At 59.9% G+C, this 22,772-nt stretch carries 22 protein-coding genes; 14 read left to right on the forward strand and 8 right to left on the reverse strand.

Annotated features, from left to right (window positions below):
- Positions 1 to 6: 6 nt before the first annotated feature.
- The 4 genes from QF039_RS33540 to dksA all read right to left on the reverse strand — a co-directional run bounded on the left by QF039_RS33540 (position 7) and on the right by dksA (position 4,590).
- Positions 7 to 2,961 carry a sensor histidine kinase gene (locus tag QF039_RS33540; protein WP_023659379.1) on the reverse strand — a complete coding sequence of 985 codons (2,955 nt, stop codon included), beginning with the start codon at positions 2,959 to 2,961 and terminating at the stop codon, positions 7 to 9.
- On the reverse strand, positions 2,945 to 3,121 hold the full coding sequence (locus tag QF039_RS33545) for a hypothetical protein (RefSeq protein ID WP_003176118.1): 177 nt from the start codon (positions 3,119 to 3,121) through the stop codon (positions 2,945 to 2,947). The genes QF039_RS33540 and QF039_RS33545 overlap by 17 nt, the downstream gene beginning before the upstream one ends.
- 62 nt (positions 3,122 to 3,183) lie before the next feature.
- Entirely contained in the window at positions 3,184 to 4,071 is an 888-nt protein-coding gene (gene gluQRS, locus QF039_RS33550) for a tRNA glutamyl-Q(34) synthetase GluQRS (RefSeq protein WP_008436880.1), read from the reverse strand.
- An 84-nt stretch (positions 4,072 to 4,155) separates the two neighbouring features.
- Complete coding sequence (gene dksA / locus QF039_RS33555; protein ID WP_003212154.1) at positions 4,156 to 4,590, reverse strand: RNA polymerase-binding protein DksA; 435 nt, start codon at positions 4,588 to 4,590, stop codon at positions 4,156 to 4,158.
- A gap of 321 nt (positions 4,591 to 4,911) precedes the next feature.
- Here dksA and QF039_RS33560 point away from each other — a divergent pair, with 321 nt between their 5' ends.
- Positions 4,912 to 6,084, forward strand: coding sequence for a pyridoxal phosphate-dependent aminotransferase (locus QF039_RS33560; RefSeq protein WP_307522851.1), 1,173 nt, complete (start codon positions 4,912 to 4,914; stop codon positions 6,082 to 6,084).
- Positions 6,084 to 6,797: a DNA/RNA nuclease SfsA gene (gene sfsA / locus QF039_RS33565; RefSeq protein WP_307522853.1), complete on the forward strand. Its 714-nt coding sequence runs from the start codon at positions 6,084 to 6,086 to the stop codon at positions 6,795 to 6,797. The genes QF039_RS33560 and sfsA overlap by 1 nt, the downstream gene beginning before the upstream one ends.
- Here sfsA and QF039_RS33570 read toward each other — a convergent pair.
- On the reverse strand, positions 6,794 to 7,111 hold the full coding sequence (locus QF039_RS33570) for a Rieske (2Fe-2S) protein (protein ID WP_307522854.1): 318 nt from the start codon (positions 7,109 to 7,111) through the stop codon (positions 6,794 to 6,796). The genes sfsA and QF039_RS33570 overlap by 4 nt on opposite strands.
- Positions 7,112 to 7,318: 207 nt before the next feature.
- Here QF039_RS33570 and QF039_RS33575 point away from each other — a divergent pair, with 207 nt between their 5' ends.
- The 3 genes from QF039_RS33575 to QF039_RS33585 are packed head-to-tail and all read left to right on the forward strand — an operon-like array spanning position 7,319 to position 9,998.
- Positions 7,319 to 8,197 (forward strand): hemin ABC transporter substrate-binding protein, encoded by an 879-nt coding sequence (locus tag QF039_RS33575; RefSeq protein WP_307522856.1) that lies wholly within the window; start codon positions 7,319 to 7,321, stop codon positions 8,195 to 8,197.
- Positions 8,194 to 9,231, forward strand: coding sequence for an iron ABC transporter permease (locus QF039_RS33580; RefSeq protein ID WP_307522859.1), 1,038 nt, complete (start codon positions 8,194 to 8,196; stop codon positions 9,229 to 9,231). The genes QF039_RS33575 and QF039_RS33580 overlap by 4 nt, the downstream gene beginning before the upstream one ends.
- Positions 9,231 to 9,998, forward strand: coding sequence for a heme ABC transporter ATP-binding protein (locus QF039_RS33585; protein WP_307522860.1), 768 nt, complete (start codon positions 9,231 to 9,233; stop codon positions 9,996 to 9,998). Before QF039_RS33580 ends, QF039_RS33585 begins: the two co-directional genes overlap by 1 nt.
- A gap of 249 nt (positions 9,999 to 10,247) precedes the next feature.
- Here QF039_RS33585 and QF039_RS33590 read toward each other — a convergent pair whose 3' ends face one another.
- From QF039_RS33590 to QF039_RS33600, 3 genes are all read right to left on the reverse strand, one after another.
- The gene (locus tag QF039_RS33590) at positions 10,248 to 10,520 is read right to left on the reverse strand and encodes a TfoX/Sxy family protein (protein ID WP_003212140.1); all 273 of its coding nucleotides are present in this window, start codon (positions 10,518 to 10,520) and stop codon (positions 10,248 to 10,250) included.
- Between the two features lie 200 nt (positions 10,521 to 10,720).
- On the reverse strand, positions 10,721 to 11,065 hold the full coding sequence (locus QF039_RS33595; protein ID WP_003212138.1) for a pentapeptide repeat-containing protein: 345 nt from the start codon (positions 11,063 to 11,065) through the stop codon (positions 10,721 to 10,723).
- Between the two features lie 94 nt (positions 11,066 to 11,159).
- Positions 11,160 to 12,716 (reverse strand): bifunctional aminoglycoside phosphotransferase/ATP-binding protein, encoded by a 1,557-nt coding sequence (locus QF039_RS33600; protein WP_307522866.1) that lies wholly within the window; start codon positions 12,714 to 12,716, stop codon positions 11,160 to 11,162.
- A 118-nt stretch (positions 12,717 to 12,834) separates the two neighbouring features.
- Between QF039_RS33600 and mrcB the strand changes: the two genes are divergently transcribed.
- From mrcB to msrQ, 9 genes are all read left to right on the forward strand, one after another.
- Entirely contained in the window at positions 12,835 to 15,159 is a 2,325-nt protein-coding gene (gene mrcB, locus QF039_RS33605; protein WP_102604517.1) for a penicillin-binding protein 1B, read from the forward strand.
- Positions 15,160 to 15,175: 16 nt separating this feature from the next.
- On the forward strand, positions 15,176 to 15,916 hold the full coding sequence (locus tag QF039_RS33610; RefSeq protein ID WP_008436887.1) for a M48 family metallopeptidase: 741 nt from the start codon (positions 15,176 to 15,178) through the stop codon (positions 15,914 to 15,916).
- Positions 15,916 to 16,245, forward strand: a complete 330-nt coding sequence (locus tag QF039_RS33615) for a YqcC family protein (protein WP_003212129.1) — start codon at positions 15,916 to 15,918, stop codon at positions 16,243 to 16,245. The genes QF039_RS33610 and QF039_RS33615 overlap by 1 nt, the downstream gene beginning before the upstream one ends.
- 431 nt (positions 16,246 to 16,676) lie before the next feature.
- Positions 16,677 to 18,401 carry an acetolactate synthase 3 large subunit gene (locus tag QF039_RS33620; protein WP_003212127.1) on the forward strand — a complete coding sequence of 575 codons (1,725 nt, stop codon included), beginning with the start codon at positions 16,677 to 16,679 and terminating at the stop codon, positions 18,399 to 18,401.
- A 2-nt stretch (positions 18,402 to 18,403) separates the two neighbouring features.
- Positions 18,404 to 18,895: an acetolactate synthase small subunit gene (gene ilvN / locus QF039_RS33625; protein WP_003176102.1), complete on the forward strand. Its 492-nt coding sequence runs from the start codon at positions 18,404 to 18,406 to the stop codon at positions 18,893 to 18,895.
- Positions 18,896 to 18,945: 50 nt separating this feature from the next.
- Positions 18,946 to 19,962 (forward strand): ketol-acid reductoisomerase, encoded by a 1,017-nt coding sequence (ilvC, locus tag QF039_RS33630; protein ID WP_003212125.1) that lies wholly within the window; start codon positions 18,946 to 18,948, stop codon positions 19,960 to 19,962.
- Between the two features lie 144 nt (positions 19,963 to 20,106).
- Complete coding sequence (pssA, locus tag QF039_RS33635; RefSeq protein ID WP_003212123.1) at positions 20,107 to 20,964, forward strand: CDP-diacylglycerol--serine O-phosphatidyltransferase; 858 nt, start codon at positions 20,107 to 20,109, stop codon at positions 20,962 to 20,964.
- A 63-nt stretch (positions 20,965 to 21,027) separates the two neighbouring features.
- Positions 21,028 to 22,041 carry a protein-methionine-sulfoxide reductase catalytic subunit MsrP gene (gene msrP / locus QF039_RS33640; protein ID WP_003212121.1) on the forward strand — a complete coding sequence of 338 codons (1,014 nt, stop codon included), beginning with the start codon at positions 21,028 to 21,030 and terminating at the stop codon, positions 22,039 to 22,041.
- Positions 22,041 to 22,661 (forward strand): protein-methionine-sulfoxide reductase heme-binding subunit MsrQ, encoded by a 621-nt coding sequence (msrQ, locus tag QF039_RS33645; protein WP_307522872.1) that lies wholly within the window; start codon positions 22,041 to 22,043, stop codon positions 22,659 to 22,661. The genes msrP and msrQ overlap by 1 nt, the downstream gene beginning before the upstream one ends.
- Positions 22,662 to 22,772 lie beyond the last annotated feature (111 nt).

Consider the following 22,772-nt stretch of genomic DNA (forward strand, 5'->3'; position numbering starts at 1 on the left):
ACGGTCTCAGTTCACAGCGGACGTCGCTTCGACATGACGCGGCAAGGTCACCCGAATACGGGTGCCGCGTTGGCTTTCGGTGTCAGCCGGGCTGTCGATGGTGATTTGTCCATAATGCTCTTCAACGATGGAATAGACCAGTGCAAGGCCCAGACCGGTACCTTCACCCGGATCCTTGGTGGTGAAGAAGGGTTCGAACAATCGATCCATGATGTTCTGTGGAATGCCGCTGCCTTCGTCCTCGACGATCAGATCGACCGTGTGCTCGAAAGCCTCGCTCTTGACCCGTACTGCGCTGCCGGCCGGCGATGCGTCGCGGGCGTTGGACAGCAGGTTGATCAGCACTTGGGCCAGGCGTTGTGAATCACCGTCGACCCAGTGTTCCGGGTCGCACAGGTTGAAGAACTGTACTTCGAAATTGCGCCGGTTCAAGGCCAGCAGCCCAATGGCATCCTGGGCCACTTCGGCCAGGCACACCGCTTCGTCGTGATTCTGATGGGCGCCCGCGTGGGCAAAGCTCATCAGCGACTGCACGATGCGCGAAACACGCTTGGTCTGCTCGAGAATCTGCCCGCTGATTTCGATGATTTCGCCGTCTTCTTCGCGCTCTTCCCGCAGGTTTTGCGCGAGGCAGGCGATACCGGTGATCGGATTGCCGATTTCATGGGCCACACCCGCGGCCAGGCGCCCGATGCTGGCCAGGCGCTCGGAGTGCACCAGCTTGTCTTCGAGCATCTGGGTTTCGGTCAGGTCTTCCACCAGCAGCACCAGGCCGCTGTTGCCGGGCGCCAGTGGCTCGTCGATGGCGGCCTTGTGCAGGTTGAGCCAGCGGGTCTGGCCATCCAGCGCCAGGTGCTGTTTGTGCAAGTGTTCGTCGGGCAGGTTGATGAAGCCCTGGAGCAATTCTTTCCACGGGTCGCCAATGGTGTTCAGGCGCGAGCCCACCACACGTTGGGCGGCGATGCCGGTAAGCTCTTCCATGGCCTTGTTCCACATCAGGATCTCTTGATCCTTGGCCAGGGAGCACACGCCCATCGGCAGTTCCTGCAACGTCTGGCGGTGATAGCGGCGCAGGGCATCGAGTTCGGCGGCAAGGCCGGTGAGGCGGGAGTGGTAATCCTCCAGCCGGCTCTCGATGAAGTGGATGTCTTCGGTCACGTAGTTTTCGCCGCCGGCCTTGTAGGGCAGGAACGTCTCGACCATGTCCTGGGACACGCTCGGACCCATCAGGCCGGAAAGGTTGGCTTCGATACGGTCCCGCAGGCGGCGCAGGGCATAAGGCCGGCGCTCGTCGAACGGCAGGTAGAGATCGCGCAGGGCCTGCTCGACTTCCTTTTGTGCGGCCTTGGCGCCCAGCGGCTTGGCCAGTTGCGTGGCGAATTCCTGGGGTGAGGCGGCGTGCAGTTCGCGGCGTTGCGGGCGACGGACGTTGTCCACTGCGCAGGCTTCGGCGGCGCTGGTTTCTTCGGGGCTGGCGTTGGTGAACAGCGAGATCAGGGTGAACATCAGCACGTTGGCCGCCAGCGAGGCAATTGCCGCCATGTGCCAACTGGTGTCATCCAGCACGTAGATCATGTTCAGCAGCGGGATGTAGAAGCCCTGCAGGTTGCCCACCAGCGGCAGCAGCATGGTCACGGTCCATACCAGGATCCCGGCGAGCAAACCGGCGATAAAGCCTCGGCGGTTGGCGGTCGGCCAGTACAGCACCGACAGCACGCCCGGCAGGAACTGCAAGGTGGCAACGAAGGCAACGATGCCCAGGTTGGCCAGGTCCTGTTCTGCACCCAGCAACAGGTAGAAGCCATAGCCGGCCATGATGATCGCGACGATCAGGGCCCGGCGGGTCCATTTCAGCCAGCGGTAGATATTGCCTTCGGCCGGCGGCTGGTAGAGCGGCAGCACCAGGTGATTCAGCGCCATCCCCGACAGCGCCAGGGTACTGACGATGATCAGCCCGCTGGAGGCCGATAATCCGCCGACATAGGCCAGCAATGCGAGGGATTTGCTGTTGGCTGCAATACCCACGCCCAGCGTGAAGTATTCGGGATTGGTGGTGGCGCCAAGTTTCAGGCCGGCCCACAGGATCAGCGGCACCGCCAGGCTCATCAACAGCAGGAACAGCGGCAAGCCCCAGCTGGCGCTGACCAGCGAGCGCGGGTTGAGGTTTTCGGTGAAGGTCATGTGGTACATGTGCGGCATCACAATCGCCGAGGCGAAGAACACCAAAAGCAGCGTGCGCCATGGGCCTTCCTGCAACGGCGTGTGCAGTGCGGCCAGGGCGGTCTGGTTTTGCAGCAGCCACAGTTCCAGCTGTTGCGGGCCGTCGAATACGCCATACAACGCGTACAGACCGACACCGCCGATGGCGATCAGCTTGATCACCGATTCAAACGCGATCGCAAACACCAGTCCTTCATGTTTCTCACGGGTGGCGATATGCCGTGAGCCGAAGAAAATCGTGAACAGAGTGATCAGCGCGCAGAAGCTCAATGCCACGCGGTGTTGCACCGGCTCGCGGGTGAGGATGCTGATGGAGTCGGCCACGGCCTGGATCTGCAATGCCAGCAACGGCAGCACGCCGATCAGCATGAAAATCGTGGTCAGTGCACCGGCCCAGGTACTGCGAAAACGGAACGCAAACAGGTCGGCCAGGGACGACAACTGATAGGTGCGGGTGATTTTCAGGATCGGATACAACAGCACCGGCGCCAGCAAAAACGCGCCGGACACCCCGAGATAACTGGACAGAAAGCCGTAACCGTACTGATAGGCCAGGCCCACGGTGCCATAAAACGCCCAGGCACTCGCGTACACGCCCAATGACAAGGTGTAGGTCAACGGATGGCGAATGATCGCCCGCGGAATCATCCCGCGTTCACTGATCCAGGCTACCCCGAACAACGCGGCCAGGTAGGCGGCGCTGATCAGCAGCATCTCGGTCAGGCTAAAGCTCATCGGCATCTTTTTGGCTCTGCAGGATGAAAGTCACGACGATCAGAATCAGCCAAAGCAGATAGGGCCGGTACCAGGCGCCTGTGGCGTCGATCCACCAATCCATGATGGCGGGAGAAAACAGGTAGATCCCGACGACCAGCAGCAGGACCAATCGATAGATGTACATGTTGGCCTCTGATTGAAAAACTGCGGCGATGGTAACGGATGGCTCGCAAGCTGCAAGCGCCTTCAGCGCAATTGCGCTTCGGCCAGCGTGAGTGTGCGCGGGATCTGTGTGGCATCCCAGTGTTGAATGCCCCAATCCAGCAGTTCCCGTGGGCTGGCGTGGTGCATTTCGTCGCCCGCCGGCTGGCCCAGGGCGCGCAGTGCTCTTAACAGCAAAGGCGTGGCCTGGTCAGTGGTCAAGGGCGGTGAGCGGTAGGATTTGCCCAGCTTGTTACCGTCCGGCTGGATGATCAGCGGCACATGCAGGTAACGCGGTTGGCGCAGGCCCAGCAACTCTTGCAGATACAGTTGGCGCGGCGTGGAGTCGAGCAGGTCGGCGCCACGCACGATGTCGGTCACACCTTGCCAGGCATCATCGAGGACTACCGCCAGTTGGTAGGCATACAGGCCGTCGCGACGGCGGATGATGAAGTCGCCTACGTCGCGACCCAGATGCTGTCGGAATTCGCCTTGTACGCGGTCGGTAAAGTGGTACTCCAACTCCGGCACTCGCAGGCGGATGGCGGCATCTTGCTGGTCATGCCCGGCATTGCGGCACAGTCCCGGATAAATCCCGTTATAGGGCTCCAGTTGCTTGCGCGAGCAGGTGCAGGCGTAGGCCAGGCCGTGATTGAACAGGCGGTTGAGCACTTCGGCGTAGGCATCGTGCCGCTCGCTTTGTCGGACCAACTCCCCGTCCCATTCAAAACCATAGCGTTCCAGGGCATTCAGGATGGCGGCCTGGGCGCCGGGCTCTTCCCGTGGCGGATCGAGGTCTTCCATGCGCATCAGCCAGCGGCCTTGGTTGGCACGGGCGTCGAGGTAGGAGGCGAGGGCGGCGACCAGGGAACCGAAGTGCAGGTGTCCGCTGGGCGTGGGGGCGAAACGCCCGATATAGGAGGAGGCTGTCATGGGCCGGATATTACTGGAAAACCAGCAAACGCCAGAAACAAAAATGGGGCGTTCGCACGCCCCATTTGTCCAGCCCGGCAGTGATTACTTGCCGACCTGTTTTTCCTTGATTTCAGCCAAGGTCTTGCAGTCCACGCACAGGTCGGCGGTAGGACGCGCTTCCAGGCGGCGAATACCGATCTCGACGCCGCAGGACTCGCACCAGCCGTACTCTTCGTCTTCGATGAGTTGCAGGGTCTTGTCGATCTTCTTGATCAGCTTGCGCTCGCGATCACGGGCGCGCAGTTCAAGGGCGAACTCTTCTTCCTGGCTGGCACGGTCTGCCGGGTCCGGGAAGTTGGCCGCTTCGTCCTTCATATGGTCAACGGTACGGTCAACCTCTTGCATCAAGTCCTGTTTCCACTGCTTCAGGATCTTGGAGAAGTGTTCGCGCATGGGCTTGCCCATGTATTCCTCACCCTTCGCCTCGACGTAGGGTTGGAAGCCGCTGATGCTCTGTTGCTTTGCTTGGGTGGGCATGAATGGACCGCCTCTCACTCTTCTAATCCATTGCGCAGGATTGCAACATCACCGACACCTGCCGGCCCTGCGGCTGCAAGCGGGCGAACTTACCAGATAGATTCGGGGTGCGCCACTCCCGGTTGTCGAGGCACCGTCTCCTGAGGCTTGCAAACCGCCGCAGGCCCCAGCAGGGCGGGCTTGTACGGTCTCGAATGTTGATTTTAGCTGTTTTGCAGGTAGTTGCTTGCCGTGCTTGCTACATGTCTTGGGGCAATAGAGCAGGTTTTGCGCGGCGGGTTGGGTAGAATCGGGGTTTGTCCTCAGAGTTAAGGAAGGCTAATGGCTCAGCCCTACAGTGCGCGCAGCCGCGCTATCGAACCTTTCCATGTCATGGCGTTGCTGGCGCGGGCCAATGAATTGCAGGCCGCCGGTCACGACGTGATTCACCTGGAAATCGGCGAGCCGGACTTCACCACCGCCGAGCCCATCATCAAGGCCGGGCAGGCGGCGCTGGCCAATGGCAAGACCCGCTATACCGCGGCCCGCGGGCTGCCGGAGTTGCGGCAAGCCATCAGCGGTTTCTACCAGCAGCGCTACGGGTTGAGCATCGATCCCGAGCGAATTCTGATTACACCCGGCGGCTCGGGAGCCTTGTTGCTGGCGAGCAGCCTGCTGGTGGATCCTGGCAAGCACTGGCTGCTGGCAGACCCAGGCTACCCCTGCAACCGCCACTTCCTGCGACTGGTGGAGGGCGCGGCCCAACTGGTCCCGGTCGGCCCCGAGGTACGTTATCAACTGACCGCCGACCTGGTGGCGCGCCATTGGGATCAGGACAGCGTGGGCGCGTTGGTCGCGTCGCCTGCCAACCCTACCGGTACCATCCTGACGCGGGACGAGTTGGCGGGGCTGTCGAGCGCCATCAAGGCGCGCAATGGGCATTTGGTGGTGGATGAGATCTACCACGGCCTGACCTACGGCACCGATGCCGCCAGCGTGCTGGAAGTCGACGATGAAGCCTTCGTCTTAAATAGTTTTTCGAAGTATTTCGGAATGACCGGCTGGCGCCTGGGCTGGCTGGTGGCGCCGCCTGCTGCGGTGGGTGAGCTGGAGAAGCTGGCGCAGAATCTCTACATCAGCGCGCCGAGCATGGCCCAGCATGCGGCCCTGGCCTGCTTTACCCCGCAAACATTGAACATTCTTGAAGACCGCCGGGCCGAGTTTGGCCGGCGTCGCGACTTCCTGCTGCCAGCGCTGCGCGAATTGGGTTTCGGTATTGCCGTGGAGCCGGAAGGCGCGTTCTACCTGTATGCCGATATCAGCGCATTTGGCGGCGATGCCTTCGCGTTCTGCCGGCACTTCCTCGAAACCGAGCACGTTGCGTTCACGCCGGGCCTGGATTTCGGCCGTTATCAAGCCGGTCACCATGTGCGTTTTGCCTATACGCAAAACCTTGATCGCCTAGAGCAAGCCGTTGAACGGATAGCTCGCGGCCTGCGGAGTTGGCAAGGCTGATGCGCTTTAATCCTCCCCTCGAAGAAGGCCGGCTGATCCGCCGCTACAAGCGTTTTCTCGCCGATATCGAAACCGTTACCGGCGAGTTGTTGACCATTCACTGCCCGAACACCGGCTCGATGTTCAACTGCATGGTGGAAGGTGGCCAGGTCTGGTTCAGCCGCTCCAATGACCCCAAGCGCAAGCTGCCAGGCACCTGGGAAATCAGCGAAACCCCACAAGGGCGCCTGGCGTGTGTGAACACGGCGCGGGCCAATCAGTTGGTTGAAGAAGCGCTGCGCGCGGGGGTTATCACCGAGCTCAATGGCTTTACTGCCTTGAAACGCGAAGTCGCCTACGGCCAGGAAAACAGCCGGATCGATTTCCGCCTGGACTACCCGGCGGGCGCGGCATATGTCGAAGTCAAAAGCGTCACCCTCGGGTTTGACGGGACCTCGACGGCGGCGTTTCCCGATGCCGTGACCCAGCGCGGTGCCAAGCATCTGCGTGAGCTGGCGCATCTGGCGCGTGAGGGTGTACGGGCAGTGCAGTTGTACTGCGTCAACCTCTCGGGGATCGATGCGGTGCGTCCTGCCGAAGAAATTGATGCCGGTTATGCGGCAGCGTTGCGTGAGGCCAAGGCGGCGGGCGTCGAGGTGCTGGCCTATGGCGTGCGAGTGACGTCAGAGGAAATCTGCATCGACCGTCGCCTGGAAGTAATGCTCGGCGGTTAGATTTCTACCCACAGGCCTTGTTCGTCCTCGCGGCCGGGCAGGGCTGTCAGGCTCTGGCCGGCGCAAGGCCCGGCGACGCACTCACCGCTTTCGATCAGGAACAGTGCGCCATGGGTGGCGCACTGGATCATGCTCGCGCTCGGGTCGAGAAACTGGTGCGGCTGCCATTCCAGCGGCACCCCGCGATGTGGGCAGCGGTTGATATAGAAGTAGGCAATGCCTTCGCGGCGCACGGCAAACAGCTTGCGGCCGTCGATATCGAAACCGAGGCTGGCGTTGGGTGCGAGTTCGCTGGAGGCGCAGAGAAACTTCATATCGATCCTTAAGTGCCGCCGTTTGCGGGCTGCAAGGCTATCCTGGTTTTTGCCGCAGAGCCCGGTGCTTGACGTGCAAATGCAAACAATTATCAAATGCCGGCTTCGCCCGTAAGCTGACTGGGCGCTCTGTACGATGTCGGGCAGCCTTGATCTGTCACATTGCGAGTGTTTCAGCGGGCTCACCCCTTGGAAGGAAACCCTTTTATGCGCCTGAGTGCCAGTGCTATCGCGCTCGTTGTCGGACTGCTGGTCAACGCTGGGGCCCAGGCCTCTGAACTGCCACAACGCTGGGTCAGCGCCGGTGGTGCGTTGTCGGAATGGGTGACGGCCCTGGGCGGTGAGTCAAAGCTGGTGGGCGTGGATACCACCAGCCAGCATCCGGAATCCCTCAAGGCGTTGCCGAGCATTGGTTACCAGCGTCAGTTGTCGGCGGAAGGCATTCTGAGCCTGCGCCCGCAAATCCTGGTGGGCACCGAGGAAATGGGACCGCCACCGGTGTTGGCGCAAATCCGCAATGCCGGTGTGAAAGTGGAGCTGTTTTCAGCCGAGCCGGATCTGCCGACGCTGCAGGGCAACCTTCAGCATTTGGGCAAGCTGCTGGGTAACGAAGCGAAGGCTGCAGAACTGTTCAGTGACTATCAGCAACAACTTGACCAACAAAAGAACTGGGTGGCCAAGGCCCAGGCCACTCAAAAGGCGCCTGGAGTGCTGTTGCTGCTGGGACATGCCGGCGGCAAACCGCTGATTGCGGGCAAAGACACGGCGGCTGACTGGATGTTGCAGCAGGCCGGCGGCCATAACCTGGCGACCCACGATGGTTACAAGCCGTTTTCCGTAGAGTCGCTGGCGGGGCTCAATCCTGAGGTGCTGGTGTTTGCCGATCGCGCTTTGACCGGGGATGCGGCCCGCGCCGCGTTGTTCAAGGAAAACCCGATCCTGGCTTCGACGCCAGCGGCCAGGAATGGACGCGTCTATGAGTTGGACCCAACGCTGCTGGTGGGTGGGCTTGGGCCGCGCTTGCCGCAAAGCCTGGTGAGGCTGTCTGCCGGGTTCTATCCGTCTCAGGCTAATACCGCCCCATGACCACTCTGCTTAAACCGCGAACCCTGTTTATCGGCTTGAGTCTGCTGTGTGTATTGGCGATCTGGTTGTCATTGGCCCTTGGACCGGTGAGTCTGCCGTTAATGGACACACTGCGGGCAGCCTTACGCTTGATGGGTGTGCCAATCGAGGCCCAAGGCCTGGAGCAGGCGGAGTTGATCCTCGGGCAGATTCGCCTGCCGCGTACGTTGCTGGGATTGGCCGTCGGTGGGGTTCTGGCACTTTCCGGCGTTGCAATGCAGGGGCTGTTTCGCAACCCCTTGGCTGATCCCGGGTTGGTCGGGGTTTCCAGCGGTGCAGCGTTGGGCGCGGCGATTGCGATTGTCGGTGGTTCGTTTTTTGGCGGTTTGCCGGATGCCCTCGGGCCTTATCTGCTGTCGTTGTGTGCCTTCCTCGGCGGTTTGGGGGTAACAGCGCTGGTCTATCGCCTGGGGCGGCGCAACGGCCAAACCAACGTCGCGACCATGTTGCTGGCGGGTATCGCCCTGACGGCGCTCGCCAGTTCGGCGGTGGGCCTGTTCACCTACCTGGCAGATGACGCTACCTTGCGCACCCTGACGTTCTGGAACCTGGGCAGCCTGAATGGCGCCAGCTACTCGCGCTTATGGCCGCTGCTGCTGGTCAGCGCCGGCGTAGCACTGTGGCTGCCGCGCCGGGCCAAGGCGCTGAATGCACTCCTGCTGGGTGAGTCGGAAGCCAGTCACTTGGGCATTGATGTTGAAGGCCTCAAGCGCGAACTGGTGTTCTGCACCGCGCTGGGCGTGGGCGCGGCCGTGGCGGCTGCGGGGATGATCGGCTTTGTCGGGCTGGTGGTGCCGCATCTGGTACGCCTGCTGGCGGGGCCGGATCATCGGGTGCTGCTGCCAGCCTCGGTGCTGGCGGGGGCGAGTTTGCTGTTGTTTGCCGATCTGGTGGCGCGCCTGGCCTTGGCGCCGGCGGAATTACCGATCGGCATTGTTACCGCGTTTATCGGTGCGCCGTTTTTCCTCTACCTGTTGTTACGAGGGCGCGCCTGATGCTGCGAGTAGAAGACCTGCAGATCCGCCGTGGGCGCAAAACTGTGCTGGCGGACATCACCCTGGACCTGCTGCCAGGAGAAGTGCTCGGCGTATTGGGCCCCAACGGTGCGGGAAAAAGTACATTGCTCGGTGCGTTATGCGGCGAGTTGCAGCCCGACCAAGGCCTTGTGTGGCTGGATCAGCGTGAGTTGAAAGACTGGGGCGGAGCGCAGCGTGCCCAGCGCCTGGCGGTGTTGCCGCAGACCTCGACCCTGGACTTTGCCTTTCGCGTCGAAGAGGTGGTGGGCATGGGGCGCTTGCCTCATCAGACGGGCCGGGTGCGTGACGATGAAATCATCAATGCTGCCTTGCAGGCTGCCGACGTTAGCCATTTGAGCGGGCGCAGCTATCTGGCGTTGTCGGGCGGCGAGCGGCAGCGTGTGCATCTCGCACGGGTGTTGGCGCAGCTATGGCCGGGTGAGGCGGGGCAGACCTTGTTGCTGGATGAGCCGACGTCAATGCTTGACCCGCTGCACCAGCACACCACCTTGCAGGCGATCCGCCGCTTTGCCGACCGTGGCGCGGCGGTGCTGGTGATCCTTCACGACCTGAACCTGGCGGCGCGCTACTGTGATCGCATCCTGTTGCTGGAGGATGGCCGGCCCCATGCGTTGGACACACCGGCACAGGTGTTGCGGCCTGAGCCGCTGAAGGCGGTATTCGGGCTGGATGTGTTGGTGCAGCCGCATCCGGAGCGCGGCCATCCGTTGATCATTGCCCGCTGAAAATCGCCGCAGTTTTTTATGGGCAAAAAAAGACCCGGCAAGAGCCGGGTCAAATAACCGTGATTAGCCTGATGAGGAGATAATCTGAGAGTCCGAACCAATGGTCTTTCAGTTATCGGCTGATCTCGCGACCAGTTGTGATAATCATAACGATTCTCATTTGAGAGTCAACATTTGTTTTTGCGGCCTCTTCGAATTTCCTCAAACTTCTGTTTGGAATCCCCGTAAACGCGGGTGCAAGTTGGCATCTCAATTCTTTTGGCGTGCCGTCAGAGCGTCCAGCTGACGATTTAAAGCTTCCTTGCGTTCAACGGGAATGTCATTCCAGTGCACATCCATCAGCGCGCCTTCAATGGCATACAACAACACTTTGGATGCCCTGAAACCGCGGGTGCGTACGGCACGGTACGCGTCGACTGCCCCCAGGCGGCGTAGGTCGGACGCACTGTGGATGCCCACCGCATGCAGCCATTGCGCCGACGTCTTGCCAAGGTTTTTCAGGTGTTGCAGCTCATCATTCATCAAGCCTCCTTGCGACGGCCGAATGGTTCGGTGGGTATCGTGACCAGGCAAGCCTGAAAGGAGTGTAGCGCTCAGTAGGAAAAGCGTAGTTCTTTGGTCGGCAACGACCTAAAAGCTTCTAAGGCAGGCGGGGGTTTTAGCGTAGGAAAGGGTGAAGCCCCCGGTACGCCCTGTGCGTAGCCGGGAGCCGATGTAGCGGTTTAGCGAGTGCGGTAGCGCAGGCGTGTGCCGAAATTGACGGACATCAGGATCTCATCGGCGCTTAACTCAGGGGGGAAATAAGTGCCGGAGATCTGGGCATGCGCCAGGCTCGCCCCTTCCAGCGGGCAGTCGCGCAAATCCAGGCCGCGCAAGTCGGCGGAGCGGAAATAAGCGTCGGTGAAATCCACGCCATCGGCATTCAGGTCGCGCAGGTCCAGGCCGCGAAAGTCGCCACCGCGCATATCGATGGTGCCGTCTTTCGGACGCTCCTGGTTGAAGCCGCGGATATCATCTTTATGCAGAAGCGCGTACAGCGGGGTATCAAGTAGCTTCGGCTGGCTCACAATGGCGACTCCCGTGTTGGAATTATGGCGCCATTATAGTGCCACTATTTCTCGGCCGTGAGCCCCGGAAGGCTGCACGACCAAGAAATATTTCTTACAGCCCCGGCAGACGCTGGCGAATATGTGCCACCAATGCGTCCAGGGTCCCGCTTTCATTGGTCTCCACGCGCTTGCTGAGCAGCAACTCCTCGGCGCTGAGCGGGTCACGGGTGGCCTGCTGTTCTTCGATGATGGCCAGGGTGGCGTCGGAAGGGTCGTTCTTGTCCGCCTGACGTTGTGCCAGCCAAGCGGCGATTACCGCCTGTGGCGCATTGCAGTCAAGGATCAGGAATGGCGCGCCGGTGGCCTCGGCGATCTTGGCCGCCGCGTCGCGTTGTTCTCGCTTGAGGAAGGTCGCGTCCAATACCACCGGGAAACCGGCGCGCAGTACGGTGTCGGCGATTTCGTTCAGGCGCGCGTAGGTCGCGGCGCTGGCGTCTGCGGCGTAGATCCCGGCCTGCGGCGTGTTCTCGACCTTCTGCTCGCCGAACAGGCGCTTGCGCTCTACGTCCGAACGCAGGCGAATCGCCCCCAATGCTTCTACGAGGCGCATGGATACATGGCTTTTGCCAACGGCCGATACGCCATGGGTGATGGCCAGGAAGCGCGATGGGATGGTGCTGTAGCTTTCTGCCAGGTTGGCGTAGTTGCGGTACTGGCGCAGGGTGGTAGCGCGCTGCACCGCATCCGCCTCGGAAGGCATGCTGAACAGCGCGATCTTCGCGCGTACCAGGGCGCGGTAGGCTTTATAGAAGTTCAGTACTTCCAGGCCTTGATAGTCGCCGGTCAGCTCCAGGTACTGGCTGATGAAGCGTCGTGCCAGGCTCTTGAGGCCGCGGTCTTCCAGGTCCATCGCCAAAAAGCCGGTGTCGGCATACACGTCGGTGAAGCGGAACGGCTCGTTGAACTCGATGCAGTCGAAGATGACCACGTGGCCATCAATCATCGTGGCGTTGCCCAGGTGGATATCACCGTGGCATTCACGGGTGAAGCCATTGAGCTTGCGTTGTTCGAACAGTGGCTTGAGGCGCTCGAAACTGCTTTCGGCCCAGGCCTGCAAGGCGTCCAGTTGTGCCAGGTCGGCCTTGTCGCTGAGGAACGGACGGATCTGCTCGAAGTTCTGCAGCACCGGTGCCATGACATCGTGCGGCGTGCCAGCAGAGTTAGTGGCCGGGACTTTCGGGGCATTCAGGTGAAAATGCGCGATCTGCCTGGCCATTTCGTCGATGTGCGCGCTGGTCAGTTCGCCGTTGGCCTGCAGGGTGCTGAGCAGTTGGCTTTGCGGGAACTGGCGCATTTTCAGCATGTAGTCGACCACCGGACCGTCGCCGCCCAACTGCGGTGCCTCGGCGCTGCCGGTGATCGGCAACACTTCAAGATACAAATCATCGGTCAGGCGCTGGTTGAGGCGCAGCTCTTCATTGCAGAAGTGGCCGCGGGCTTGCAGGGTGGTGAAATCGAGGAAGCCGAAATTCACCGGCTTCTTCATCTTGTAAGCATAGGGCCCAGTGAGCAGGACCCAGGAAATATGGGTCTCGATGACTTGGAACTGATCCACCGGATGGGAAAACAGGGCCGGGTTTTGCAGGGCAGCAATCAGGGACTGGCTCACGGGCGATCCTTCAGAGTCTGGGAAAATTCATGGCGGGCATTATGGCTCCTACAGGCGGTCGTGCAAACCGCTGTCCGGCTCATGTTGGTCATCAATAAAGTGCGTATAATCCGCCGCCATGACTCGTACCCGATCTCCCCGTTCCCGTAAAAAACCTCCTTCCCGCGGCCTGCGCCCTTGGCTGGGCTGGGCGCTTAAGCTCAGCCTGGTAGGGCTTGTCGTGATCGCCGGCTTCGCGGTTTACCTCGATGCCGTGGTCCAGGAGAAGTTCTCCGGCAAGCGCTGGACCATTCCGGCCAAGGTCTACGCGCGCCCGCTGGAACTGTTCAGCGGCCAGAAGCTGAGCAAGGATGACTTCCTCACCGAGCTCGATGCCCTGGGCTATCGCCGCGAACCCGTGAGCAATGGCCCCGGCGCCGCTGCCGTCAGCGGCAACACGGTTGACCTGAACACCCGCGGCTTCCAGTTCTATGAAGGCCTGGAAAAACCCCAGCCGGTGCGCGTGCGTTTCTCTGGCGACTACGTAGCCGAACTGTCCTCGCTCAACGGCTCGAAGTTGCCGGTGGTGCGCCTGGAACCCTTAATGATCGGTGGGATTTATCCGAAAAACCTGGAAGACCGCATCCTGATCAAGATCGATCAGGTGCCGCCTTACCTGCTGGATACCCTGATCGCCGTCGAAGACCGGGATTTCTACAGCCACTGGGGCGTATCACCGAAGTCCATCGCGCGCGCCATCTGGGTCAACACCTCCGGCGGCAAGATGACCCAGGGCGGCAGTACGCTGACACAGCAATTGGTCAAGAACTTCTACCTGACCAACGAGCGCAGCCTGACCCGCAAGCTGACCGAAGCCATGATGGCGATGCTGCTGGAGCTGCACTACAGCAAGCAGGAAATTCTTGAGGCGTACCTCAATGAAGTGTTCGTTGGCCAGGACGGTCAGCGTGCCGTCCACGGTTTTGGTCTGGCCAGCCAGTTCTTCTTCGGCCAGCCGTTGTCCGAGCTGAAGTTACACCAGGTGGCGCTGCTGGTGGGCATGGTCAAGGGGCCGTCCTACTACAACCCGCGTCGCAACCCGGAGCGGGCGCTGGAGCGCCGTAACCTGGTGCTGGATGTACTTGAGCAGCAAGGTGTCGCCACCCCTGAACAAGTGGCCGCCGCGAAGAAAATGCCACTGGGTGTAACCACCCGCGGCAAGCTCGCCGACAGCTCCTTCCCGGGCTTTATCGATCTGGTCAAACGCCAACTGCGTGAAGACTACCGCGACGAAGACTTGACCGAAGAAGGCCTGCGGATCTTCACCAGTTTCGACCCGATCCTGCAGATGAAGGCCGAAGCGTCGGTCAATGACACCTTCAAACGCCTGACAGGTCGTAAAGGCTCTGACGACGTCGAGGCTGCGATGGTGGTGACCAACCCGGAAACCGGCGAAGTCCAGGCCATGATCGGCAGTCGCCAGGCCAGCTTTGCCGGGTTCAACCGGGCGCTGGACGCGGTGCGGCCGATTGGCTCGCTGGTCAAGCCGGCGGTGTACCTGACCGCGCTGGAAAAACCGAGCAAGTACACGCTGACCAGTTGGCTGTCCGATGACCCGCTGTCGGTCAAAGGGGCTGATGGCCAGATGTGGACGCCGCATAACTTTGATCGTCGCTCCCACGGTACGATTTTCCTGTACCAGGGCTTGGCGCACTCCTACAACATCTCGACTTCCCGCCTCGGCCTTGAGCTGGGCGTGCCGAACGTGCTCAAGACGCTCGGCCGGTTGGGCATCACTCGCGAGTTCCCGGCGTTCCCATCGATGCTGTTGGGTGCGGGTGCGATGAGCCCGATGGAAGTGGCGACCATGTACCAGACCCTGGCCAACGGTGGTTTCAATACGCCGATGCGTGGAATCCGGAGCGTGTTGACGGCCGAAGGCGAACCGCTCAAGCGTTATCCGTTCCAGATTCAGCAACGCTTTGACCCGGCCTCGATCTACCTGATCCAGAACGCCATGCAGCGCGTGATGCGCGAAGGTACCGGGCGCTCGGCCTACAACGTGCTGCCGGCCAACCTGACACTGGCTGGCAAGAGCGGTACCAGTAACGATTCGCGGGACAGCTGGTTCGCAGGGTTCAGCCAGGACCTGCTGGCAGTGGTTTGGCTGGGGCGTGATGACAACGGCAAGACGCCGTTTACCGGTGCTACCGGCGCGTTGCAGGTATGGACCAGTTTCATGAAAAAGGCCGATCCACTGCCGCTGAACATGCCGCAGCCGGACAATATCGTCCAGGCCTGGATCGATCCGCACACCGGCCAGGGTTCCGATGCCAACTGTCCGGGCGCGGTGCAGATGCCGTATATTCGCGGCAGCGAGCCACCACCCGGTGCAGCGTGCGGAGCCAGTGCGCCCGCCAGTGCTGAATCGGTGATGGATTGGGTCAAGGGCTGGATGAATTAAGCAAAGAGGGTTTCACGTGAACAAGTTGTTGATTCCAGCTATTACAGTTTTGGCATTGCTCGGTGGTTGCGCCAGCGTGGAGCGGGGCTCTATTCCGGTGGTGGACTCCAGTACAACGGTGTCCAACAACGACCGGATCTCGGCCAACGGCGGCTTCCGCCAAACCGTTACCAACCGTCCTGCCCAGGCCCGGCCCCAGGCGCAAGCCGTGCCTCAGGACTCTGGTGTAGTGGTGATGATCCCGGGTGGCGGCGCTGCCACCTCGGCTCCGATCAGTACTCAACCATGGACCCCAGGCCCAAGTACATCGGGCCCGATCGACGCCACGCCGATTCAAACGGCACCGATCAACCAGGGCACCTACAACATGCCGTCGACGCCGAGTGGAATTCCTTCCGCCAGCAGTGCCGGCGGTCTGTCAGCCGATGAGCAGTTGGATGGCCCGGTGCTGGCGTTGCTCACCACTGCCCAACAGCAGCAGTCGGGTGGCGATTTGAACGGCGCATCGTCGAGCCTCGAGCGCGCCCAGCGCGTGGCACCGCGTGAACCGCAAGTGCTATACCGCCTGGCTCAGGTTCGCATGGCGCAGGGCGATGCCCCACAAGCTGAACAATTTGCCCGCCGCGGCCTGACCCTGGCCAATGGCCGTCCAGACCTGCAGGCCAGCCTGTGGAGCTTGATCGGTGATGCCCGCGAGAAGCAAGGCGATGCTGCCGGCGCCGCCCAGGCTCGGCAAAAAGCCAAGGTAAGCCTCTGATGGATGCACGCTTTCCGGCAATTGCCGAACAGTTGTTGTTGATCGAGCGTGAACTGCGCTTGCAGGGCTGGTGGGACGAAGTGTCCCCCAGTGCTGAAGCCTTGAGCAGTGTTGAGCCGTTTTCCGTCGACACACTGGACTTTCACCAGTGGCTGCAATGGATTTTCCTGACACGGATGAAGCAAATCCTCGAACAGGACCTGCCATTGCCCAATGCGTCGGGGATTCTGGAGATGGCCGAGATGGTTTACGCCGATCGGCCACTTGAGAGCCTTGGCCTGCGGACTGCGCTGAAAAAGTTCGATCAACTGATCGTCGACGCTCGTTAATTGCCTGGCTGCCGGTTTTTCCGGCAGTCTTGCGCATATTTCTACCGCTTTGCGCCATTCAGGCGAGTTTTATCCCTCCTCAAGCCCCTTTCTTCTACGTTCTCATGCGCTTAGTTGGAAAAAAGCGCAATTATTGCTTGACTTGGAGGGGCTGAAACAGAAGAATCCAAAGTCCGCTGTAGAGGGACTGCCAGAAGCAGACCCACTCAGCAGATCATGAGGCGCATACCCGCGCCGACCTGTTACACCCGCAACGCGTTACCTCGCGCTGGGTGGGAAAATCCCGCAACACTTGGGACGCTCCCAATACTTGCTCAGTCAGTGCTGACGTAGTCGGCGACCACCGTCGCTCATGCTCTGCTGAGAAGTAAACCTATTAAGACCCGTCGGTTTTTAACGGACGGTATTCTGGCGTTTTAGAGGTGAACAACGTGGAGCTTTTATCTGGCGGTGAGATGCTCGTCCGCTTTTTGCGTGACGAAGGCGTCGACTATATCTACGGGTACCCAGGTGGTGCTCTGCTGCATGTCTACGACGCACTGTTCAAGGAACCGGCTGTTACCCACATCCTGGTTCGCCACGAACAAGCTGCTACCCATATGGCTGACGGTTACGCCCGTGCCACCGGTAAAGCCGGTGTGGTACTGGTGACTTCCGGCCCTGGCGCGACCAATGCCATTACCGGCATCGCGACGGCCTATATGGACTCCATCCCGATGGTGATCATTTCCGGCCAGGTGGCGAGCACCATGGTCGGTACCGATGCATTCCAGGAAACCGACATGATCGGTATTTCCCGGCCGATCGTGAAACACAGCTTCATGATCAAGCATGCCTCGGAAATCCCGGAAGTCATGAAGAAGGCGTTCTACCTCGCACAGTCCGGTCGCCCGGGTCCTGTGGTGGTCGATATCCCGAAAGACATGACCAACCCGGCGGAAAAATTCGAATACATCTTCCCGAAGAAAGCCAAGCTGCGTTCCTACAGCCCGGCCGTTCGCGGGCACTCGGGGCAAATCCGCAAGGCGGCAGAAATGCTGTTGGCGGCCAAGCGTCCGGTGCTCTATTCGGGTGGTGGGGTGATTCTGGGCGGCGGTTCTGCACCGCTGACCGAGCTGGCCAAGATGCTCAACCTGCCAGTCACCAACACCTTGATGGGCCTCGGCGCGTTCCCGGGTTCGGACCGTCAGTTCGTCGGCATGCTCGGCATGCACGGCAGCTACACCGCCAACCTGGCCATGCACCATGCTGACGTGATCCTCGCCGTCGGTGCGCGGTTCGATGACCGGGTGATCAATGGCGCGAGCAAGTTCTGCCCGAATGCCAAGATCATCCACATCGATATCGACCCGGCATCCATCTCCAAGACCATCAAGGCCGACGTGCCTATCGTTGGTCCTGTGGAAAGCGTGCTGACCGAAATGGTCGCTGCGCTGAAGGAAATCGGCGAAGCCCCGAACAAGGATTCCGTTGCCAGCTGGTGGAAGCAGATCGACGAGTGGCGCGGTGACCGCGGCCTGTTCCCTTACGACAAGGGTGATGGCAGCGTCATCAAGCCACAGACCGTGATCGAAACCCTGTGCGAAGTGACCAAAGGCGATGCCTTTGTGACCTCCGATGTGGGCCAGCACCAGATGTTCGCGGCGCAGTACTACAAGTTCGACAAGCCTAACCGCTGGATCAACTCCGGTGGCCTGGGCACGATGGGCTTTGGTTTCCCTGCGGCCATGGGTGTGAAGCTGAGCTTTCCGGATACTGACGTTGCGTGCGTCACCGGCGAAGGCAGTATCCAGATGAACATCCAGGAACTGTCGACCTGCCTGCAATATGGCTTGCCGGTGAAGATCGTCTGCCTGAACAACGGTGTACTGGGCATGGTTCGCCAGTGGCAGGACATGAGCTACGGCAGCCGTCACTCCCATTCCTACATGGAGTCTCTGCCTGACTTCGTCAAATTGGTTGAAGCCTATGGCCATGTCGGCATGCGCATCACCGATCTGAAGGATTTGAAGCCGATGATGGAAGAGGCGTTCGCCATGAAGGACCGCCTGGTGTTCCTCGATATTCAGGTCGACACCAGCGAGCACGTCTACCCGATGCAGATCAAAGACGGCTCCATGCGCGATATGTGGCTGAACAAGACGGAGCGTACCTAATCATGCGGCACATTATCTCCCTGCTTCTGGAGAACGAACCGGGCGCTCTGTCACGTGTGGTCGGACTGTTTTCGCAACGCAACTACAACATCGAAAGCCTGACGGTGGCGCCGACCGAAGACCCGACCTTGTCGCGTCTGACGTTGACCACCGTTGGTCATGATGAGGTGATCGAGCAGATCACCAAGAACCTCAACAAGCTGATCGAAGTGGTCAAGCTGGTCGACTTGTCGGAAAGTGCCCACATCGAGCGTGAGCTGATGCTGGTCAAGGTCAAGGCTACGGGTGCACAACGGGCCGAGATCAAGCGCACTACCGACATTTATCGCGGGCAGATCGTCGATGTGAGCGCCAGCGTTTATACCGTTCAACTGACCGGTACAAGCGACAAGCTGGACAGCTTCATCCAGTCGATCGGGACGGCCTCGATTCTGGAAACTGTACGCAGTGGCGTCACCGGGATTGCTCGTGGCGACAAAGTACTCAGCATCTAACTCAAATTTAGCGAATGGCCTTAAACGGCCTGGATATATAGAGGAACCTCATGAAAGTTTATTACGATAAAGATTGTGACCTGTCGATCATCCAGGGCAAAAAAGTCGCCATCATCGGCTACGGTTCCCAGGGCCACGCCCAAGCGTGCAACCTGAAAGATTCCGGCGTTGACGTGACCGTTGGCCTGCGCAAAGGCTCGGCCACTGTTGCCAAGGCTGAAGCCCACGGCCTGAAAGTGACTGACGTTGCTTCTGCTGTTGCTGCTGCCGACCTGGTCATGATCCTGACCCCGGACGAGTTCCAGTCCGCGCTGTACAAGAACGAAATCGAGCCGAACATCAAGAAGGGCGCCACCTTGGCCTTCTCCCACGGCTTCGCGATCCACTACAACCAGGTTGTGCCGCGCGCCGACCTCGACGTGATCATGATCGCGCCGAAAGCACCGGGCCACACCGTGCGCTCCGAGTTTGTCAAAGGCGGCGGTATCCCTGACCTGATCGCGATCTACCAGGACGCCTCGGGCAACGCCAAGAACGTCGCACTGTCCTACGCTGCTGGCGTGGGTGGCGGTCGTACCGGCATCATCGAAACCACCTTCAAGGACGAGACTGAAACCGACCTGTTCGGCGAACAAGCCGTTCTGTGTGGCGGTACCGTTGAACTGGTCAAAGCCGGTTTCGAAACCCTGGTTGAAGCTGGCTACGCGCCAGAAATGGCCTACTTCGAATGCCTGCACGAACTGAAGCTGATCGTTGACCTCATGTACGAAGGCGGTATCGCCAACATGAACTACTCGATCTCCAACAACGCCGAATACGGCGAGTACGTGACTGGCCCGGAAGTGATCAACGCCGAGTCGCGCCAGGCCATGCGCAACGCCCTGAAACGTATTCAGGACGGCGAATACGCCAAAATGTTCATCAGCGAAGGTGCAACCGGCTACCCTTCGATGACCGCCAAGCGTCGTAACAACGCCGCTCACGGTATCGAGATCATCGGCGAGCAACTGCGCTCCATGATGCCGTGGATCGGTGCCAACAAGATCGTCGACAAAGCCAAAAACTAAGTCGTACGGATCAAGGGAAAACGCGGCTTAGGCCGCGTTTTTTCGTTTGCGGGGCAGGTTCTGGTATAAAGCTGCATCGTTTGCGGGCGAACACTCGCCGCAAGTTTCTGTCGAAATTTTTCACACCGTTGCAAGGTAAAGTCCATGAGCGAACGTCCCGAAGAGCCAAACCAGGCCTCTGACGCCGAAAGCCTGCTACCGATCGATGAACATGTCGAAGAAGGGCACGATGCTGAAGGCCGTAAAGTCCGGCATCGTGGCATCTATCTTCTGCCCAATCTGTTCACCACTGCGAACCTGTTCGCGGGGTTCTACTCCATCATCAATTCCATGAGTGCCCAGAGTGCGTTGGCGGCCGGCGATGCGGCCGGGGCCAGCAAGTACTTTGGTTTTGCTGCGATTGCGATCTTCGTCGCCATGGTCCTTGATGGCCTGGATGGCCGGGTTGCGCGGATGACCAACACCCAGAGTGCCTTCGGCGCCGAGTATGACTCGCTGTCGGACATGGTTGCCTTTGGTGTGGCGCCGGCGCTGCTGGCATTTGCCTGGGCGCTGGGTGATATGGGCAAGGTTGGCTGGATGGTTGCCTTCATCTATGTGGCGGGCGCGGCATTGCGTCTGGCGCGCTTTAATACCCAGGTGGGGACTGCCGACAAGCGCTACTTCATTGGCCTGGCCAGTCCGGCTGCGGCGGGTGTGGTAGCCGGTATTGTCTGGGCATTCAGCGACTACGGTATCCAGGGTTCCAAGATGTCGTTCCTGGTGGCCTTGATGGTTGCGGCGGCCGGCATGCTGATGGTCAGCAATATCAAGTACAACAGCTTCAAGGAGCTGGATCTCAAAGGGCGTGTGCCGTTTGTGGCTATCCTGGCAGTGGTGCTGGTGTTTGCCGTGGTCTTCAGTGATCCGCCGCGAATCCTGCTGCTGGCTTTCCTTGTGTATGCCGCGTCCGGCCCGGTGCAGTACTTGCTGCATCTTCGTCAGCGCAAAACGTTGCCTTAATGTAATTTCCCCCATACTCCGCAGTCTATTGGTGCATCTGTCCTCCAAAGCTGCGGAGTTGCCATGTTAATCAAGTTTCCCAAAGCGTCTGATTGCCAAGAATCGGATGTCACGCCTGAATCCCTCTATTTCTCTCGCCGCAGCTTGCTCGGTGGTGCGCTTGCCGGCCTGGCTGCCAGCAGCCTGCCGCGTTGGGCCAGTGCGGATGATGCGGCACGTTATGCCGATGTCGAGCCGGGCAATGCACCTGGCTGGTTTGCCGAAAAGCTCCCGGGTACCAAATGGCAGGCGATTACCGTCAAGGACGAGGCCATCACCCCTTTCAAGGACGCAACCCACTACAACAACTTCTATGAGTTCGGTACGGACAAGGGCGACCCTGCAGCCAATGCCGGGTCTCTGAAGACTGAGCCGTGGAGTGTGGTGATAGATGGTGAGGTCGCCAAACCTGGGCGTTATGCGCTTGAGGACTTCATGAAGCCCTATCAGTTGGAAGAGCGAATCTATCGACTGCGCTGTGTAGAGGCCTGGTCGATGGTCATTCCGTGGATAGGGTTCCCTATATCGGAACTGCTCAAGCACGTCGAGCCGACCTCGAACGCCAAGTACATCCGTTTTGAAACCCTGCAGGATCCCAAGAGCATGCCGGGGCAGCGGTCCAACTTCGCCTTGATCGACTGGCCTTATGTAGAAGGGCTGCGATTGGATGAGGCGATGAATCCCCTGGCGATCCTTGCGGTGGGCATGTATGGGCGGGAGCTGCCGAACCAGAACGGCGCGCCGTTGCGGTTGGTGGTGCCGTGGAAGTACGGATTCAAGAGCGTCAAGTCGATCGTGCGCATCAGCCTGGTCAGCGAGCAGCCGAAAACCACCTGGCAAAGTATTGCCGCGAGTGAGTATGGGTTTTACGCAAATGTGAATCCTACCGTCGACCATCCGCGTTGGACCCAGGCGCGGGAGCGGCGGTTGCCCAGCGGGCTGTTCAGTCCCAATGTGCGTGAGACACAAATGTTCAACGGCTACGCCGATGAAGTCGCTTCTCTTTATACGGGCCTCGATCTGCGGAAGAACTATTGATGCGCTATCCGATCTGGCGCATCGGCGTCTTTATAGCAGCGGCGGTGTGGCCGCTGTTCTGGCTGTACGAGGCCTGGAGCTTTGCGCTGGGACCTGATCCGGGCAAGGTGCTGATGGATCGGCTCGGGCTTGGCACCTTGATTCTGTTGTTAATAACCCTGGGTATGACACCGTTGCAGAAGCTCAGTGGTTGGGCGGGGTGGATCGCCGTGCGACGGCAACTGGGATTGTGGTGCTTTGCCTATGTGGTTTTGCATCTCGCTGCTTACTGCGTGTTTATCCTTGGGTTGGATTGGTCGCAGTTGGGGGTTGAGCTACGGAAGCGGCCTTACATTATTGTGGGTGCCTTGGGATTCCTTTCTCTATTGGTGCTGGCAGTCACCTCCAACCGATACAGCCAGCGTCGCCTTGGTGTGCGCTGGAAGAAACTGCATCGTTTGGTTTACGTAATTCTCGGGCTTGGTTTGCTGCATATGTTGTGGATCGTGAGGGCAGATCTGAAGGAGTGGGCTATCTATGCATCTATAGGGGTGGTGCTTCTGGTCCTGCGTATACCGCCGGTGATGCGCCGAATTCCCCGTCTTATTGCTAAAAAACCATCTTCTGCAACAAAAGCGTAATTAACCCTTGACGGCAGATTCTGGAAGTCTATAATTCGCCCCACTTCCGGCGCAGTCGAAACGGAAAACTCCTTGGTAAACAAAGAGTTATGTAGGTTTCGGCAGCGAGTA

The organism is Pseudomonas sp. W2I6, assembly GCF_030815935.1.
Taxonomy (GTDB): Bacteria; Pseudomonadota; Gammaproteobacteria; order Pseudomonadales; family Pseudomonadaceae; genus Aquipseudomonas.